The following is an 18,115-nucleotide window of genomic DNA, read 5'->3' as shown; positions in this document are numbered from 1 at the left end:
AGCCGCACGCAGCGGGGGCGCCGGCCGTGCCGGGGCGCGGGTTGCCGCCTGGGCGGGGTTCTGAGGCCGGGCGCCATCTGCCGCCCGGCCGGGGCGGGGCGGGCCGGGGCGGGGTGCCGGTCGCGGGCGTCGTGGGGGCGGAGGCCGTCGTTGTCGCGGCCGTCGCGTTCGGATTGCATGCGGTGTGGCCGCTCTGGGGCGCGGTGGCCGTCGTCGCCGTGTGGGGGGTCGTGCTGGTGGCGCCGCTCGGGGCGGGCCGCGTGTACGGGTACCGGGAGCCGACCAGTGCGGAGCGCGTCCAGTTGGAGCAGGCGTGGCGGGACGTCCAGCGCCGCGCGGGGGCCGGCTACCGACTGGTGGTCGTCGAGTCGGAGGCGCTGAACGCCTGCGTGCCGTCCGGGCGGACGGTCGCGGTCACGTCGGCGTCGGCGCGGTCGCTGCCGCCCGGGCGGCTGGAGGCCGTGCTCGCCCATGAGCTGGGGCATCTCCTCGGGTGGCGGGCGGTCCCGGCGTTCGTGCACGCGCAGGTCACGCTGCCGAGCCGGGCGCTGATGTGGACGTTGCGCAGGTCGTGGTCGCCGATCGGCCCGATGTGGAAGCGGGCCGTCGCGTGGCACCGGCCGATCGGGTTCGTGCTCGTGTTCCTGCTGGCGGTGTCGGCCACGGCGGTCACGGCGGTCGTGGCGCTGCCGGCCGCCGTCGCACGCGTCGCCGCGATCGGTGCGCGGCTGCTGGGCGGGCGCGGGGAGGGGCGCGCGGACGCGGTGGCCGTGCGGATCGGGTTCGGCGCCGAACTCGTCGCGGCCGTGGAGGATCGCATCGAGCATGCGCGGCACGGGTTGCCGCTCGACCTCGTCCGGCGGGCTCAGGGGCTGCGGCGCCGGCTCGGATGATCAGTTCTCGCCGCCCCAGAGCGGCGGCGGTCCCTGGCGGGGTCCGGGCCGGTGGCCGGGTGGAGGGCCGGGCGGGGGGCCGGAGTCGGACGGGAGAGGCGCCCGCGGGGGCGGTGGCGCGGGAGGCGTGGCCCATTGCGGGGGCGGGGAGGACCACTGCGGCGGCTGCCGGGACAGGGCTGCCGGGCCGGGGAGGGCCTGGCGCGGGGCGGGCGGGGCCGGGAGCGGGCCGGTGGCGACGCGGTCCAGCGTGATGATCGCCGGATCGCATTCGACGGGCGTGACGGTGCGGCCCCCGCCGGGCTCGGACCGCACGAGCAGCAGCGCGTGGTCGGGAAGGTGCTGCAGGGTGACCGGTTCGACGACGTACTCGTACACGCGCTGGGTCGTGTCGGCGTCGCTCCAGTTGGTGCCCTCGGCGTAGGCGTAGGCGGCCGACCAGTTGCGGGAGGTGGAGGTCGCGGTTCCCTCGGTGTCGCTCTGGTTGGTGGCACCGCCCCGGTTCCGGCCGCGCTGGCTGGAGGTCGCACGGTCGGGGAACAGCCCGAACATCTCGCCGCCCGAGTAGCTGACTCCGGACGAGCTGCTCGTCCCCCAGTTGCGGGACGTTCCCGTCGTGCGGCTGGCGCTGCGCGTCTCCGCGTCGCCCTCGCCCCGCGTGTCGGTGGACGTGTGCGACTCGTTCCCGCCGACGTTCTTCGTGACCTGCGACAGGACGAACCGGTGGTCGCGTCCGATGAAGTCGGCGGCCCGCACGGCGTCCTCGTGGTTGCCGAGCCGCATGAACGCGACCGCGCCGCCGCCGATCAGCTCGGCGGACGTCTCGCGCAGCCGCCGGAACAGCAGGGTCAGCGGGACGCCGCGCCGCTCGCACGCGTCCGACAGCCGCTCCAGGTGGCGGCGGGCCAGCTCGTCCGCGCCGGCGATCACCAGCGCGGGTGTCGACTCCCAGGACGCGGTGATCCGGTGCGTGACCCACTGGACGATCAGGTCGGTCAGCAGCTCGGACCGCACGTTCCGGGCCTGGCTGTCCAGCGCGATGCAGGTCAGGTACCCCGCGCCCGCCTTGGACGGCTCCGTGCCGAGGTTCTCCAGCGGGTGGACGTACGACTCGATACGCGACAGGTTCGCATGCGCCTGGCGCCGGTACTCCACGGTGAACAGCTCACCCGCGATGCGCCGCCGTTCGTCGCGGGTCAGGGCCTCCCCCTCGTCGGGCTCCCCCATCAGGACGCGCAGGGCCGCAGCGATCCGGGCGAGGGTGATGTCGTCGCCGAGGGCGCCGCACACCTTGGTCAGGATCCGGTCGTCCATGCTCCGCTCGGCGCGGGCGGCGTCGGGGGTGCCGCCGTGCATGGACTCCACGATCGCGTCCACGAGCTCCTGCGGCGGCATGTCGGCCAGCAGGCTGGAGGACGCCTGGCGGCTGGGCAGCAACTGCGCGTCCACGCCCATCCAGGCGGCGCGGGCCAGCTCGACCAGTTCGCGGCTGACGACCTCCCGGGACAGGTCGATCACCAGCAGCGGCTGCACGGCGAGGGCGGACGTCCCGTACGTGGTGAGCAGCGCCTCCCAGGCCCAGAGCGTCCCGCCGAACACGTCCAGGCGGCGGCCGGGCCGCGGGGCCGCGCCCCACTCGGGCAGCCCGTCGAGCCGCGCCCGTTCCCCCGCGTCGTGGGCCTGCTTGCGCGCGTGCCATTGCCGCGCCTGCTCCTGGTAGCCCCCGGCGACCTGCTTCTGGGCCAGCTCGTGGGCCTGGCGGGCGGCCTGCCGCTGCCGGACGGCCCACCACGTCAGCGCCGCGCCCGGCGCCACCGCGATGACGGCGAGGAGCAGCGACCCGATCGAGAGGTTCGCCGAGGCGCCGGCCGAGCACGCCGCGAACATGACCAGGACGAGGGCGGCGGCGGCGCTGACCGGGAGCGTCCGGCGCAGCCTGCGCTGCGCGGCCCGCTCCGTCTCGGCGACACGGCGCGCCAGGTACTCCGGAAGAGCCTGCCGCCGGGGCGGCGCCTCCGGGAACGGCGTCAGGAACCACCACCGGTCGCGGAACACCCATCCGAGGCGCGGCTCGGGGCTGAAGAGCCGCTCGCGGCGTGACAGCAGCCCCCCGTGATCGACCGGTTCGCCCGTCACGACGCTGAACCCCGCTTCCGCTCGGGTGCCGACTCGATCGTCACGCCTCCAGGCCCGCGCGGCGATGCCGCTGACCACCAAAGCAGATTGACAGGGGACTTGTCAGGCCCTCCGGCTGATATCGGCCTTCACACGGCGGCTCTTGCTCAATAGCCTGACTCCCCATGGCGGGCGGGACGGAAATGTGGGAGCTGCTGCGCGGGCTGCCGGTGTGCCGGCTGCTGGAGGTGCCCCGTCCCGACCGGGCGGACGGCCGGGACGAGTGGCGCGACCAGCGGCTCGCGGCGCTGGTGTCGGCGTACCACGCGGGCGGGGAGCCGGTGCTGGTCGGCTGGCGGCGCGCGGCGGCGTCCGGCCCCACGGAGGTGTTCGTCGGCGGGGCCGGGCTCGTCGCCGACCATGGCGGGCGCACGGCGACGCTGAGCCTGCCCGCGGGCGGGCGCGGGGTGATGCTCCCGGACGGCGTCGCCGAGGAGTCGATGCCGCACTGGGTCGGCATCGGCGGCATCGCGGACGGCCTGCTCGTCGACGACGGGCTCCAGGAGGAGCCCGCGCGGCCGTCCCTGGAGGACGGCCTGCTCTCGGTGTGGATGCAGCCGTTCGCCTGGCTGCTGGTCGCCGAGCCCGTGGACGCGTCCGAGGCCGGACGCCTCGCCGACGACCTCGCCGACCGCCAGCAGCGCGCCCAGTCGATGGCGGAGATGTCGCCGGAGGAGTCGGTGACCGCCGTCCGGATGGAGCGGCGGCACCGGGAGCTGCGCCGGTCGGCGACGTCCGGGCTGTGGCGCGTGCACCTGATGGCCGGGGCCGCGACGCCGGAGGCCGCCGTGCGGGTGGCGGCGCTGGTGTGCGCGTCGGCCGACCTGACCGGGCTGCCGTACGCGCTGGTGCCGGGTGCGGAGGGGCCGTTCGAGGCGAGCACGCGGCTGGTGGCGGCGCTGGCGCGGCCGCCCGTCCGGGAGGTCCCCGGGGTCCGGTTCGTGATGCGGCCGGAGTTCGACGTCACGCCCGAGTCGGCGGGCGACGGGGTCCCGCTCGGGCGGGTCCTGGACCGCAACCGCCGCGAGGTCGGGTCGCTGTCGCTGCCTCTTCCGAGCCTGAACCGGCACACGTTCGTGTGCGGGGCGACGGGCGCCGGCAAGTCGCAGACGATCCGGTCGCTGCTCACCGCAGCCTCCGCCGCCCGGCTGCCGTGGCTGGTCGTGGAGCCGGCGAAGGCCGAGTACCGGCTGATGGCGTCCAGATTGTCGGCTGCGGGGTTGTCGGCGGCGGGGCTGCCGGGCGCGGAGGTCGTCGCGATCCGGCCGGGCGACGCGGAGGCGATCGCGGCCGGGATCAACCCCCTCGAACCGGCGCACGGCCCGGAGGGGAGGCCGTTCCCGCTGCAGACGCACGCCGACCTCGTCCGCGCGCTGTTCCTCGCCGCGTTCGAGGCGGACGAGCCGTTCCCGCAGGTGCTGTCGGCGGCGCTGACCCGCTGCTACGAGCGGCTGGGGTGGGATCTGGCGCTCGGCGAGCCGGCCGTCGCGGGGACGTCCCCGCGCTACCCGACCCTCGCCGATCTGCAGGCCGTCGCCGAGGAGGTCGTCACCGACATCGGCTACGGGCAGGAGATCACCGACAACGTGCGCGGGTTCATCCGGGTGCGGCTGTCCAGCCTCCGGCTCGGCACCACCGGGCGGTTCTTCGAGGGCGGCCACCCGATCGACTTCGACGCGCTGCTCGCCCGCAACGTCGTCCTGGAGATCGAGGACGTCGGCGATGACCGCGACAAGGCGTTCCTGATGGGGACGGTCCTGGTCCGCCTGGTGGAGCACCTGCGGATGCGGCAGGGCGGGGCGGCGGGCCTGCGGCATCTGAGCGTGTTCGAGGAGGCGCACCGGCTGCTGCGCCGCAGCGAGCGGGCGGGCCCCGCGTCGCACGCCGTGGAGACGTTCGCGAGCCTGCTCGCGGAGATCCGCGCGTACGGGGAGGGGCTGATCGTGGCGGAGCAGATCCCGTCCAAGCTCGTCCCGGACGTCATCAAGAACACCGCCGTCAAGATCGTCCACCGGCTGCCCGCGCGGGACGACCGGGAGGCGGTCGGCGCCACCATGAACATCACCGACGCCCAGTCGCAGTTCCTCGTCACGCTCACGCCCGGCGAGGGCGCGGTTTTCACCGACGGCATGGACTTCCCCCATCTCGTGCGCATACCGGACGGCTCAGGGTTGGAGCACGCGGCGCCGCTCGCCTCCCCCGGCGTCCTGGTGACCCCGCGGAGCGGCACCTGCGGGGCGGACTGCCGCGACTCCCCCTGCACCCTCCGCGACATGCGCACCGCCCAGCGCGCCGTGGCCGACCGCCCGGAACTGGTGCTGTGGGCGGAGCTGGCCGCCGCCGCGCACCTGACCGGCTGGGGCGCCCCGGACCCGGACCCCTCGATCCTGGACGGGCTGCCCCGCCGCCTCCGCGACTGCACCGTCTCGCACGCCGTCGACGCGGCCGTCGCGTCCCGCGCCGCTCCCGGCGAACTGGCCCGCCATCTGGTCGCGGCACTGCACGGCGACTCCTGCGCCGGCGACGAGATGACCTTTGTCGCCACCCCTTACCGCTGGTGCCTCGTCCTGGAGGAACTGCAAAGAGCCCACAAGACGGACCCCGACGGCGGCCGTCACCCACTTAGCGACACATGGGAAGCCGTCTACATGCGCACCATTCCCGGTGACACTCTCGCCGATCAGCTCAGCAACGTGACCGCCTGGTGGGAACGCGACCAACGCGACCTGGACGCCCGATCCCTCGCGCTCTGGGGCTCGACTGCGACGATCGAAACCGCCGTGGGCGCGGCCCGCACCGACGCCGACTGGCCCAGCCGCCTCCGCGAGGCCACCGCCAGCCTCGGCAACGTGGACGGCCTGCTCGGCTCCTTCATCTCCACCGATTAGACGGCGCCTCAGGCACCATGGAAGGCATGGGGATTCTGGAACAGGTGGCACCGAACCTGATCGACGTCCTCCACCGCGACGCCTGGTGGATGGGCTGGAACACCTTTCTGGCCTGGATTCCGGCCGGCCTCGCGTTCCTCCTCTTCCGCGGCGACCGCGTTTCCCGGTCGCCTTTCTGGTGGACGGGCCTGACCCTCTTCGTCCTGTTTCTGCCGAATGCTCCCTATGTCGTCACCGACCTGGTCCATCTGCGCCGCGACATCGTGCTCGCCGATCACGGCGGCCCGGTGGTGACCGCGATCCTGCCCGTCTACGCACTCCTCATCGCATCGGGCTTCCTCGCGTACTACCTGGCCCTGGCCGCCGCGACCCGCCACCTCACCCGGCTCGGCCTCGGCGCCTGGAACGGCCGGGTCACCCTGGCCGCGCACGCCCTCTGCGCCATCGGCGTCTTCCTCGGCCGCTGGGCCCGCCTCAACAGCTGGGAGCCCGTCGCCGACCCGCACGCCACCATCGAGCGGATCGTCGTCCACCTGACCTGGACGTGGGCGCCGGTGCTGATCCTGGGCACCTTCCTCGTCACCTGGGTGTGCCACTTCATGACGAAGGCCATCGCCGAGGCCTCGTTCGACGCCACCCTGAAGAGCGCCCGCCGCCTCCACACGACGCTCACGTCCTGACCCGGCGGCTCAGTCCTTGACGAGCTCGGCCTCGACGCTGATCTCGGCGCCGGCGAAGAGCCGCGACACCGGGCACAGCTCGGCCGCCTCGTCCACCGCGGTCTGGAAGCCGGGGGCGTCGAGCTCGGGCACCTTTCCCTGGACGCGCAGCGCCGAGGAGACGATGGTCGGCACGCCGTCCACCTCGTCCAGCGTCACGGTCGCCGCCACGGTGAGCCGCTCCGGCCTGGCCTTGTGCTCGCCGAGCCGCAGCGCGAGCGCCATGACGAAGCAGGACGAGTGGGCGGCCGCGGCCAGCTCCTCGGGGCTCGTCATCCCGTCCGGCCGGGCGGTCCGGGCGTCCCAGCTCACCGGCAGCCCGGTGAAGGCGCCGGTCGAACCGCTCAGCGTGCCGCTGCCCTTGGCCAGACTGCCCTCCCAGGTGGTCTCCGCCGTACGCTCAGCGATCGCCATGTCCCTCTCCTTCCACCGTGACCGAGCACAGATTTTTCCGTTGCCTTACCTATTTTTACAGTCAAATCTGTGAAAAAAACAAGAGGACGGACGCCGCGCAGCACCCGCAGGTGGTCAGGCGAGCTTCTCCAGGCGGTCGGCGGCCTCGGCGGCGCCTCCGGCGGAGGCGAACGTCGCACGGGCCGCCTCGGCGGCGGCGCGGTGCGGGCCGCCGGCGAGAACGGTGGCGAGGGCTGTGCCGAGTTCCGCCGGGTCGTCGACGGAGATGCCCGCGCCGGCGGCCTCCACGCGGCGGGCGATCACCGGCTGGTCGTCCCGGATCGGGGCCGCCACGAGCGGCACCCCGTGGGAGAGGGATGCGCAGACCGTGGCGTGGCCGCCATGGCAGATGACGGCGGAGAGGCGTTCCAGGAGCTTGTGCTGGGGGACGCGCTCGCGGACGAGGACGTTCGGCGGCGCCGCCGCGGTGCCGGGGGCCGCCACGAAGATCGCTTGGACGTCCAGGTCGCGGACGGCCTCCGCGGCGGCCTCGAAGAGCCGGCCGGCGGGCGGCCCGGTGATCCGGCCCAGGGTGAGGAGAACGGCGGGGCGGCCGTCCAGCCACTCCCACGGGAACGCGCACGGGGCGGAACGGCCCGCCACCGGGCCGACGAAGGCGAAATGGTCCGGGAAGAACGAGGTGTCGCCGACCAGCGCCGAGGTGGAGAAGATCAGCGTGAGGTGGTCGGAGAAGCGCAGGTCGAGCAGGTCCTCGATGCCGTGGTCGAGCTGGAAGTCCCCGATGTGGTCGCGGATCTCCGCCTCGGCCTCGGGCAGGCCGGCGAGGGGGCGGGTGAACTCGGCGGGCGACGCGGCGGAGGTGGCCCAGGGGATCTCGCGGCGCCGGGCCGCGACGGGCGCGGCGAGGACGCCCTGATCCGAGACCACCACGTCCGGGTGGAACCGGTCGATCGCCCGCTCGACGCCCGGCATCATCGCGTGGCCGAGCGGGACGAGGAAGTCCTCCCACAGGAAGCGGAGGGCGTCGAGGCCGCGCAGCTCCAGCCAGCGGTCGCGGACCGCGCCGAAGTCGTCCCCGGCGCCGAAGATGCGGGAGCCCGGCCGCAGCAGCGGCTCCAGCGACGGGCGGTGCCCCGTCCAGGCGACCTTGTGGCCGCGGCGGGCGAGTTCGGCGGCGACCGCCTGCGCCGGGGCGATGCGGCCGGTGAGCGGCGGGACGGCGAACAGGAAGCGGCGTTCCGGTGCCCGCACCCGCTGGATTCCCGGCTCGCCGAGGATCGACGGGACCTGGACGCGGCGGGCGCTCGTGCGGCGCTGGGTCATGCTCGGCTTTCCTCCATGTCCGTTCCGCCGGACGCGGTCGTCCAGGCGACGACGTGTCCGTCGAGTTCGCGGGTCTGCACCGTGGTGACCGTGCCGCCGGCGGCGATGAGGAGCCGTTCGGCGTCGGCGACGGTGACCACCATGTCGGGACGGTTCGCCCCTGAGTTCATCAATTGCGTGTTCATCGACTGCGTGTCCATCGACTGCAGCACCGCCTGCTTGGCCGCGCGCACCCGTGCGTTGTTCTCGTTGACGGCGAGCCCGATGCCGGCCGGGCCGTGACCGGGCCGCACCAGGGCCACGCCCAGTTCGGCGTCCGAGGCGATCGAGACGGTCAGGGGCTCGTCGAAAGGCCCCGTTACAGTCGGCCCGTCCTGGACGGTGAGCTCCGCGGGGAACAGGGGGCCGTGGCCGTTGCGCCACAGGTGGTCCCTCACGGCGTCCTTGGCGGCGATCCGCCCGAGCAGCCATGGGCCTTGCGCGACCGGCGGAAGCGCGTCGTACTCCGCGCGCTCACCGGCGCAGAGGTACTGGCGCATCAGCAGGTCCCGGGACGCGGTGCCGTCCCAGCGCTTGCGGGCCAGCGTCCAGCCGCCGGGCTGGGGCTCACCCGTGCCCGACACCTCGGGAGTGAACTTCATCCGCCAGAGGGCTTCGTCGCTGTAGAAGCGGTGCGCGGTCCAGCCGTCGATGCGTGCCCACACCGTTCCGTTCTCGCGGACCAACTCCGCTGAGCAGCGCATGGTCGTGTCCGTGAGCGACTGGTTCCAGATGGTCGTGTCCAGGCGTTCCCCAGCGGACGGCAACGGCCCGTACAGCAGGACCCGTTCGATCCCCACCGGGAACACGGTCTGGTTGGTGTCGCCGTACACCTGGATCCAGTGCGCGCAGAGCTGCCCGGCACTGTCCATCAGCGCGCCCGGCGTGGGCAACGCGGTCAGGACGGCGCGCACACCGTCCTCCGCCAGCGCCGTGATCTCGCTGATGCCGCGGAAGAGCGGGCCTTGGAACATCCACCGCTCCTCGTACAGCCGCTCAGCGGTGACTATGGGCGGCCCCTCGATGGTGAGCGGCGAGCGGTCCGGGGCGGGCGACATGGGGTAGTGCTCGGCGAGCAGGACCGTCCCGTCCGCGTAGTCCGGGATGACGACCTTCACCCTGCGCGGGCGGTCGCCGTCGTCGACGAGGTAGGCGCGGATGTCGACGGTCGTCGGCGGGTTGGCCACGACCCACCGGAAGGCGCGGACGTCCTCGAACCCGACGACGACCATGTCGGGCAGCAGCTCGCGCGCCGTGCCGGCCATCATCTCGACCAGCGTGGCCAGCGGGACGATCGGAAACCTGTCCGACATGTCAGGCCAGCCGGGGGCCTGCGGGACCAGGCAGTGGTCGGCCAGGTGCGGCATCGCCTCGACCGAGAAGACGCGGGAGACGCTCAGCTCGGCGGCCCCCGGCGACGGCTCCCCGGCCGCTGCGGACGACGGCCCGCCCCCGAGCGCCTCCAGGACGGACTGCGCCCCGCTCGCCGCGTCGTTGAGCAGCGCCTCCAGCTCCGCCAGGACGGGATCGTCGGCCGGCAGCGCGGGGACACCGGGCGCGAGCCGGATCGGCTCCACCGCCCCGTCCAGCCTGACCAGCGGCGTGCCGAGGTCGAGCCGCATGCCGGCGGCGGGCGCGGGCGGCGCGGAGGCGCCGTAGCCCTCGGCCCACAGCGCCGCGACGACCCGGCGCAGCTGCGCCATCCCGTCCCGTTTCGGCACGTTGACGGCCATCGCGAGGTGCTCGCGCTCGCCGAGCCGGTCGGCGACGAACCCGGTCAGCCCGCCCGGCCCGACCTGGACGAACGCCCGCACGTGCGCCGCGCCGTACAGCTCCTCGATCAGCTCGCTGAACCGGACGGGTTCGAGCAGGTGCCGGACCGCGAGGTCGCGGACCGCTTCGGCCCCGCGCGGGAACGGCGCCGCCGTCGACGCCGACCACACCGGGACGCGGGGTTCGCGCATCTCCAGCGCCTCGAACGAGCGCCGCACCTGCTTCTCGAACGCCTCCGCCAGCGGCGTGTGGAAGCCCGTCCGGAACGGCAGTTCGGTGCCGAGGACGCCCTCGGACGCGAGCCGCCCGAGGATCTCCCGGACCGCTCCGGCGGGGCCGCAGATCACCGACTGGTGCGGGCAGTTGTCGTGGCTGACGAAGACCCCGGACCCCGCCGCGGCGGCCTCCTGCGCCCGCGCCGCGCCGCAGCCGAGCGCCGCGTACACGGCGTCGGGCGTTTCGAGCGCGGCGCCGTCGAGGTCCCGGACGAGCGCGCCCGCGTCGCACATCCCGGCGGCGGCCATGGCCGTCCATTCGCCGAGGCTGTGCCCCGCCATGACGTCGGCCTCGACCCCCAGCTCGGCGAGCGCGGCGGCCAGCAGCCGCCCGGCGCCCAGGACGTCGGCGGCGTGCCCGAGCAGGTCGGTGCGGCCGGTGAGCCCGGGGTCCGGCAGCCCGAAGTGCTCGGCGACGTCGGTCACGCGCGGGTCGAAGGCGGGCTCGAATCCGGGGAACAGGAACGCCAGCCGCCCGCCGTCCGCGAGCAGCGGCCGGGGGGAGAACCACACGTCGCTGCGGCCGCGCCAGGCGGTGCCGCGCTGAAGGACGGCCCGCGCCAGGTCGAGCCTGCGCGGTGTCGGGCCGACGATGGCGAGCCGGCACGGAAGGTCGGGGACGTCCCCGGCGACCTGCGCCAGCAGTTCCTCGTCGGGGGCGGCCAGGGCCTCGGCGAGTTCCCCGGTCGTGCGCGCGGCGAGCCGCAGCACCGCCTCGCCGTCCAGCGGCGCGCCGAGCCCGCGCCGCCGCGCGCGCCGGACGGCCTGCGCCGGCGGCTCCTGCAGGACGAGATGCGCGTTCGCCCCGCCGAACCCGAACGCGTTGACCACGGCCCGCCGCGGGCCGCCGCCGTGCCGCTCCCACTCGGCGGTCTCCCGGACGAGCCGGAGCCTGACGTCCGCCAGCGCCGGATGCGGGTCGTCCACGTGCAGGGTCGGCGGCAGCACGCCGTCGCGCAGCGCGAACGCCGCCTTGATCAGCCCGGCCATCCCGGCGGCGGGCATCGCGTGCCCGATCATCGACTTGACGGTGCCGAGCCCGATCGGCGGGCCCCCCGTGCCGCCGCCCGCGCCGAGGACGCGGCGCAGCGTCGCCAGCTCCGCCTCGTCCCCCGCCGGGGTGCCGGTGCCGTGCGCCTCGACGAGCCCGACAGCGCCGGGCTCCGCCGGGTCGAGGCCCGCGTCGCGCCAGGCGCGCTCGACCGCGAGGACCTGCCCGTCCACCAGCGGGCTCATGATGCTCGTGGCGCGGCCGTCGCTGGACGACCCGGCGCCGAGGACGACCGCGTGGATCCGGTCGCCGTCGCGCTCGGCGTCCGACAGCCGCTTGAGCAGGACCATCCCGGTGCCCTCCGCGAGGAGGGTGCCGTCGGCGGCCCGGTCGAACGGGCGGATCGTCTCGCTCGGGCTGAGCGCGCGCAGCTGGCTGAACAGGCTCCAGACGGTGGCGTGGTGCGCGTGGTGGACGGCCCCGGCCAGCATCGCGTCGGCCTGGCCGCCGCGCAGCGCCCGCACGGCGTGCTCGACCGCCAGCAGCGCCGACGCGCACGCCGCGTCGAGGGTGTAGGCGGGGCCGTGCAGGTCGAAGGTGCCGGCGATGCGCGACGCGGCGAGGCTCGGCACCAGCCCGATCGGCGCGTCCGGGCCGTCCGGGCCCAGCCGCTCGCAGAACGCCCGGCGGATCTCCGCCAGCCGCCGCTCCCCGAGGTCGGGCACCAGCTCGGCGAGGATCGCGGTGACCTGGTGGGACGTCCGGACGCGCTGGTCGTAGCGGGCGACGCCCGGCGTGATGTAGCCGCCGCGCCCGATGACCACGCCGATCCTGGACCGGTCGGGCAGCCGCTCGTCGCCGCCCGCGTCCGCGATCGCGTCCCCGGCGGTGCGCAGCGCGAGGAGCTGGTCGGGTTCCATGCCCCGCACCGCCGCGGGCAGGATCCCGAACCGGGCCGGGTCGAAGGTGGCCAGCTCGTCGACGAACCCGCCGCGCCGGCAGTAGAAGCGGTCGCTCTCCGGGGCGCGCGCGTAGGCGTCCGGGTCGTAGTAGAGCGCGGGGTCCCAGCGGCTGGGCGGCACCTCGGAGATCGCGTCGAACCCGGCGAGGACGTTGCGCCACAGCTCGGCCGCCGACCCGGCGCCCGGGAACACCGCCCCGGCGCCGACGATCGCGATCGGCTCGCGGTCCTCGTTCACCGGACTTCCCCGGTCAGCGCCACGTGCGTCTCGCCGCCGCCCGCGATCTCCCGCAGCAGCGCCGCCGCGCAGGCGTCCGGATCGCTCAGCGCGCACGGGTCGAGGCCGGCGACGAGGACCCGTCCCCGCAGCCGCCTGCGCCACGCGTGCGCGAGCGTTCCGCACGCGTCGTCGGCCGCCGCGTCGCCCGCCCGTCCCCGGTCGCCGGGGGCACCGGCGAGGCCGCAGAGGACGACGAAGAATCCCGCGTCCGGCGGGAGCGCCTCGGCGAGCGCGGCGGCGCTGTCCACCTTCGCCCGATACGCCTGGTCTGGCTCTTCCGGCGTCCCGGCGAGCGCGGCCGCGTGGATCACTCCGTCCAGGCGCCGGTGCGTCAGGCGGACGTTCTCGACGGCGTTCCGGAGGGCCTGCGGGTCCTGCGCGTCACCCGCGTGGTAGCGGACGGACGCCGCGTGCTCCCGCAGGGCCTCCAACGTCATGTCCGATTCGGGGGCGCGGCCCATGAGCTCGATGTGGCAGCCGCTCGTCCGGGCCAGTTCCAGGGCCGTCCGCGCGGCGACCCCGTGCTCGCCGCCGGTCAGCAGGACGACGCCGTCCCGCCCGATCTCCGGGCCTCCGTCGCCGTCCGGCGGCCCGGACGGCGGCAGTTCGAGCCCGCGCCGCAGGCCGCCCTCGTGCCCGACCACGACCGGCGCGCCGGCGGCCAGCAGCTCCGCCATGATCCGCCGGGCGATCGCCCGCGGGGTGTCCTCGGTGTCCAGGTCCAGTGCCCGTACGAGCGCCTCGGGACGCTCCCGCGCGACCGTCCGGGCCAGGCCGCGCAGGCCCGCACCCGGTACCGGATCGCCGACGACGCCGCCGTGGAAGCCGCGCCCGAACGTCCCGCCGGCCCCGCTCGCGAGGACGACCCAGCGCGGGTCGCCGGACAGTGCCCGCCCGATCCCCGCGAACGCCCGGGGCAGCACGCTCGCCGCCCCCGGCCGCAGGGCCGCCAGATGGACGAGCCCGTCGCACGGGCCGTCGGCGTCCTGCGCTGTCCGCGCCTGCGCGCCGTGGCGTTCGAGCAGGCCGCCCAGTTCCAGCGCGATGCCGCAGCCGTCGTCGACGAGGACGAACCGCCGCCCGGCGAAGGCCGTCCCCGACTCCGGCGGCGCGGGCAGCGGATCGAGGTCCACGACCCGCGGAACCCGGCGCACCACCCGGCGGGCGATCGGCGCCTCCGGACGCGGCCACACCTGCCGGTCGGCCTCGCGCCTCCCCGCCGGGACGGCCGCGGCCTCCGCCGCCGGTTCCTCCCGGGCGGCCGGGGCGGGGCCGCCGGACAGGGCCATGGTCCGCACGTGGGCGCCGGTCCTGGCCGGCGGCGGGACGCTCGGACGCGGCGGCTCGGCGGGCGGGTCCGGGCGGGCCGCCGGGACGGGCGCCGCCAGATGCCGCAGGACGACCTCGCGCTGAGCCGCGATGATCTCCCGGCCGGTGCGCAGGTACGCCAGCACGGCGGGGTCGGCCGGGCGGACGTCCGCGACGCGCTCCGGCGGGCGGAGGGCTCCGGCCGGGTAGTCGCCGCCGGCGGTGCGCACATGATGGCCGTTCACGAGCCAGCCGGGCGCGGCGGGAGGGCCGGTGAGCGGGTGGGCGCCGCGTCCGGCGAAGAGGGGCAGCGGGTCGACCGGGACACCGGCGGCGGCCAGCTCGGCGAGCGCGCGCAACAGCGCCACCAGGCCGTTCTCGCCGGGAGCGGCGCAGCTCACGGCGGTGTGCGGCCGGTCGCCGAGGACCGTGCCGGCAAGCTCGGCGAGGGCGCGCCCGGGGCCCGTGTCCACGAACGTGCGGGCGCCCGCGCCGTACATCGCCTCGATCTGCTCGGCGACGCGGACGGGCGCGGCCGGAGCCGCGGCCAGATCGGACGGGCCCGTCTCGTACGGGCGGGCGGTCGTGTTCGCCCAGACCGGGAAGGCGGGCGAGCGGAGGTCGCGGCCGAGGAGGTCGTCGCGGGACGGGGTGGCGCCGGCGCACGCCGCGCCGACCTCGATCATGCCGGTGTCGTCGATGACCCCGGCGGCGCAGAGCGCGGCGAGCTCGCCCTGGCCCTGGCCGGCGGCGAGGTCCGGGTGGACGCCGACGGCGGTGAGCAGCCGGTGCACGGCCAGCCCCGCGATGCCGGTGCCCTCGTGCCGCCCGCCGGCCAGGCGCAGGAGGCGCTGGAGCCGGGGGAAGGCGGCGAAGAGGTCGGCGAGCATGCCGGGCCGTCCGTCCTCGCCCGGGAAGAGGAACGCAACCTGGCCCGGCTCGCCGGGTCCGATGTGGACGCCGGGGGCCGGACGGAACCGCGCGGCGAGGGCGAGCTTCTCCCGGAGGTCGTCCGGCCCGGAGGCCGCGAACGCCGCCTGGACCGGGCCTTCGAGCGACGCGGCGGTCCGGGCGAGGTCGCGCAGCCGGGGCTCCCCGTCCAGCAGGCGCGACAGCCGGTCGATCTCCTCCCGTGCGGCGGCCCGGTCGCCCGCGCGGATCAGGAACAGCTCGGCGGGCCACTCGGCGAGCCCCGACACCGGTTCGGGAGCGCCCTCGTAGCCGGAGAGGACGGCGTGGAAGTGCGCGCGGCCGACCCCGGCTCCGCCCACCCCGGCGAACCGCTCGCCGGGACGGACGGGCCACGGGCGGGCCCCGCGCTCGGACGTCCCCGGAAGCACGCCCGTATGCAGCGCGTACGCGGCCTTGATCAGCCCGGCGCGGCCGTCCGTCTCGGCCAGCCCGACCGCCGACGGCGGGACGCCCGCACGCTCGTGCGCGCGGTCCAGCGCCGGCCGGCCGGTGGATCCGGCGACCGACCGGACCACCGCGTAGATCCGGTCGCCGTCGCGCTCGGCGTCCGCGAGGCGCTTGAGGACGACGCACGCGACGCCCTCGCCGGACGGGGGCGGCGGCTGGCCGTGGACGCGGTCGCACAGGTGGGCGCCGCCGCAGAGCACCATGGCGCTGGAGCCAGCGGCGAGGTCCTTGCAGGCGGCGTCGAGCGCGGCGAGGGACGAGGCGGCGACGGTGCAGGCGGCGCCGCCGAGGCCGAGCCGGTCGGCGATCCGCGCGGCGACCGCGCCGGGGCGGACGCCGTCGAGGGACTCCCCGGCCGGGTGCGGGAGCTGCTCGTCCAGGCCGGGCGGGAGACCGCCGAAGTAGGCCGGGAGCGTCGCGCGCAGGGCGTACGCGGTGCCGAGATCGCCGCCGCCTTCGGCGGCGAAGAACACCGAGGTCCGGGACCGGTCGAACGGACGGTCGGCGTAGCCGGCGTCGCGCAGTGCGCGGGACGCGGTCTCCAGCGAGAGGAGCTGGATCGGGTCGATGCCGCCGAGCGCGTCCGGTGCGATGCCGTGCGCCTCCGCGTCGAACGGGACGTCGGGGAGGGAGGGGGACGCGGCCTCGGCGCCGCCGACGATGTTCGCCCAGTAGCCGTCCGCGTCGCGGGCGCCCGGGAGGACGCAGCCCATCCCGATGATCGCGATGTCGGCCGGGCTCGGGGCGTCCCCTCCGGGCTCGTGCGCGCCGATGCCCAGCTCGGCGGCGCGCGCCGCGAGGAACGCGGTCGCGCCGGCGGTGACCTGCTCGTGCAGGGCGGCGATCCCGGTTCTGGCCGAGCGCAGCACCGCCACCTGCCCCATCGCGTACATGCCCTCGGACCGCTGCCGGACGGGGTCGACCGGCAGGTCGAGCCGCAGGCCCCGGCTCGCGAGGTGCAGCCGCCCGGCGTTCAGCTTCTCCAGGCGGCGCCGCACCTCCTGCCGCGGCGTTCCCGCCTGTTCCAGCTCGCGCCGCGTCTCCTCGAACGTCTCGGTGTAGGGGGTGCGGGCGCAACGGATCGCCTGCCCCGGGGCCGTCTCCAGCAGGACGGTCGCCGCGCAGGCGAGCGCGACGTCCTGGTAGCCGGGCATGATCGCGCCCGCCGCGACCGCCTCCGGCGTGAACAGGTAGGCGGTGCCCATCAGGACGCGGATGGCGGCGCCGCGCGCGGCCAGCGGCCCGGCCAGCGCAGCGACCATCGCGGCGGACCGCTCGTCGTGGACGCCGCCGCCGAACATCACCGACAGCTCGCCGGCGTCGCCGCCGAACGCCATCAGCCGCTCGACCTGCGCGTCCCAGAGCGGGAAGCTCGCGTGCGGTCCGACCGGGCCGCCGCACTCGCCGCCCGCGAAGACGAACTTCCGCGCGCCCTCGTCGAGGAACCGCCCGAGCGGTTCCGGGGACGGGACCTGCAGGTACACGCTGATCCCGGCGGCCTCCAGCGGCGCGGCCTCCGCCGGGCGCCCCGCGCCGATGATCGCGTACGGGGGCCGGGCGGCCCGGACGGCGGCGAGCTGCTCCGCGCGCAGCTCCGGCGGCGCGTTCCCGGGGATTCCGGCGCCCCAGGGCCGGCCGCCGAGCCGGTCGGCGGTCTCCCGCAGCAGGGCCCGCACCCGGCCGGCGTCCATCGGGCCGAGCGCCAGGAACGGCAGGCCGCCCTCCTGCGCGACCGCGCCCGCGAACGCCGACCGGTCGCTGACCTGCGTCATCGGCCCCTGGACGACGACGGGATCGGGACGCGGGGCCAGCGGCTCGACCCGGACGGCGGCCCGGAGATGCGCGACGATCTGCTCGCGGACGGCCCGGACCACTCCCCCGGCCGTCCTGTACCGGTGCGCGAGGGCCGGTACCGCCGCGTCGTGCGGTGCCGCCGCGTCGTGCCCGGACGGGTCCATTTCGCGGACGCGGGCGAGCTGCTCGTCCAGGACGACCCCGGCCGCGCCCCCGGCGACCGCCGCCGCGGCCGTGTGCGGGCCGATGCCGCCCGCCGCGTACACCGGGACGTCGACGTCGGCGAGGAGCCGCTGGAGCAGGATGAACGTGGTCAGGTCGCCGCCTTCGCCACCGCGCGCGATGATGCCCACGTCGTCGGTCAGGCCGCGCCCGGCACGGACGGCGGCGGCCGCGTCCGCCGGATCCGCGACCTCGATCAGCAGGCGGCGCCCGCGGGCGATCCCGGCGACGTCGAGCCAGCCGTCGGCCGCCAGCGCGGCGGCGTCCACCACGACGGTGGCGGCGGCGGGCGGGATCTCCGCCGCGCGGACACCGCAGCCGGGCCGGACGCGGACGCCGAACGGGCCCGTCCACCAGCGGCGCACGTCGGCGAGGGCGGCGAGGGCGGGCGCCCGGTCGGCGCCCAGGTCGAGGACCCCCGTCCCGCCCGCGCGCGCGACGGCCACGGCGAGGTGGGGCTCGGGACGGCCGGACGGAGCGGCCCCGATGATCTCCCCGGGGGCCGGGTGCCCCCGGGACATGCCGTATTCGCCCGTGTCCGCCGTCATGCTTCGGCCCCCCGACGTCCCGTGCGCCAACAACGGAGCGCCACACTACGGTCGGCGACACGTTGATTACCGAGACGACACACCTATGGGCGT

Annotated in this window: 8 protein-coding genes; 3 read left to right on the top strand and 5 right to left on the bottom strand. The window is 76.0% G+C overall.

Annotation, left to right across the window (positions count from 1 at the left end; genetic code table 11):
- Positions 1–113: 113 nt before the first annotated feature.
- Positions 114–893, top strand: coding sequence for a M48 family metalloprotease (locus AL2_RS39330; protein WP_067636370.1), 780 nt, complete (start codon positions 114–116; stop codon positions 891–893).
- On the opposite strand, the gene AL2_RS21905 is transcribed toward AL2_RS39330, so the two are convergent.
- Complete coding sequence (locus AL2_RS21905) at positions 894–3,029, bottom strand: hypothetical protein (RefSeq protein WP_083946767.1); 2,136 nt, start codon at positions 3,027–3,029, stop codon at positions 894–896.
- A gap of 164 nt (positions 3,030–3,193) precedes the next feature.
- Between AL2_RS21905 and AL2_RS21900 the strand changes: the two genes are divergently transcribed.
- Both AL2_RS21900 and AL2_RS21895 read left to right on the top strand, forming a co-directional pair.
- A complete protein-coding gene (locus AL2_RS21900; RefSeq protein ID WP_157438292.1) occupies positions 3,194–5,956 on the top strand; it encodes an ATP-binding protein in 2,763 nt (920 codons plus the stop codon).
- A 26-nt stretch (positions 5,957–5,982) separates the two neighbouring features.
- Entirely contained in the window at positions 5,983–6,636 is a 654-nt protein-coding gene (locus AL2_RS21895; RefSeq protein WP_067636366.1) for a DUF1361 domain-containing protein, read from the top strand.
- Positions 6,637–6,645: 9 nt separating this feature from the next.
- Here the strand turns inward: AL2_RS21895 and AL2_RS21890 are convergent, their stop codons facing one another.
- From AL2_RS21890 to AL2_RS21875, 4 genes are all read right to left on the bottom strand, one after another.
- On the bottom strand, positions 6,646–7,089 hold the full coding sequence (locus AL2_RS21890) for an OsmC family peroxiredoxin (protein ID WP_067636363.1): 444 nt from the start codon (positions 7,087–7,089) through the stop codon (positions 6,646–6,648).
- Between the two features lie 114 nt (positions 7,090–7,203).
- Positions 7,204–8,412: a glycosyltransferase gene (locus AL2_RS21885; RefSeq protein WP_083946766.1), complete on the bottom strand. Its 1,209-nt coding sequence runs from the start codon at positions 8,410–8,412 to the stop codon at positions 7,204–7,206.
- Positions 8,409–12,689: a type I polyketide synthase gene (locus AL2_RS37615; protein ID WP_067636361.1), complete on the bottom strand. Its 4,281-nt coding sequence runs from the start codon at positions 12,687–12,689 to the stop codon at positions 8,409–8,411. Before AL2_RS37615 ends, AL2_RS21885 begins: the two co-directional genes overlap by 4 nt.
- A complete protein-coding gene (locus tag AL2_RS21875) occupies positions 12,686–18,022 on the bottom strand; it encodes an SDR family NAD(P)-dependent oxidoreductase (protein WP_067636358.1) in 5,337 nt (1,778 codons plus the stop codon). Before AL2_RS21875 ends, AL2_RS37615 begins: the two co-directional genes overlap by 4 nt.
- Positions 18,023–18,115: the final 93 nt, after the last annotated feature.

The sequence above is a fragment of the Actinomadura latina NBRC 106108 genome (genome assembly GCF_001552195.1).
In the GTDB taxonomy this organism is placed as follows: Bacteria; Actinomycetota; Actinomycetes; order Streptosporangiales; family Streptosporangiaceae; genus Spirillospora; species Spirillospora latina.
Note: the sequence above shows the minus strand (reverse complement) of the source record. Positions and strands in the feature narration are given on the sequence as shown.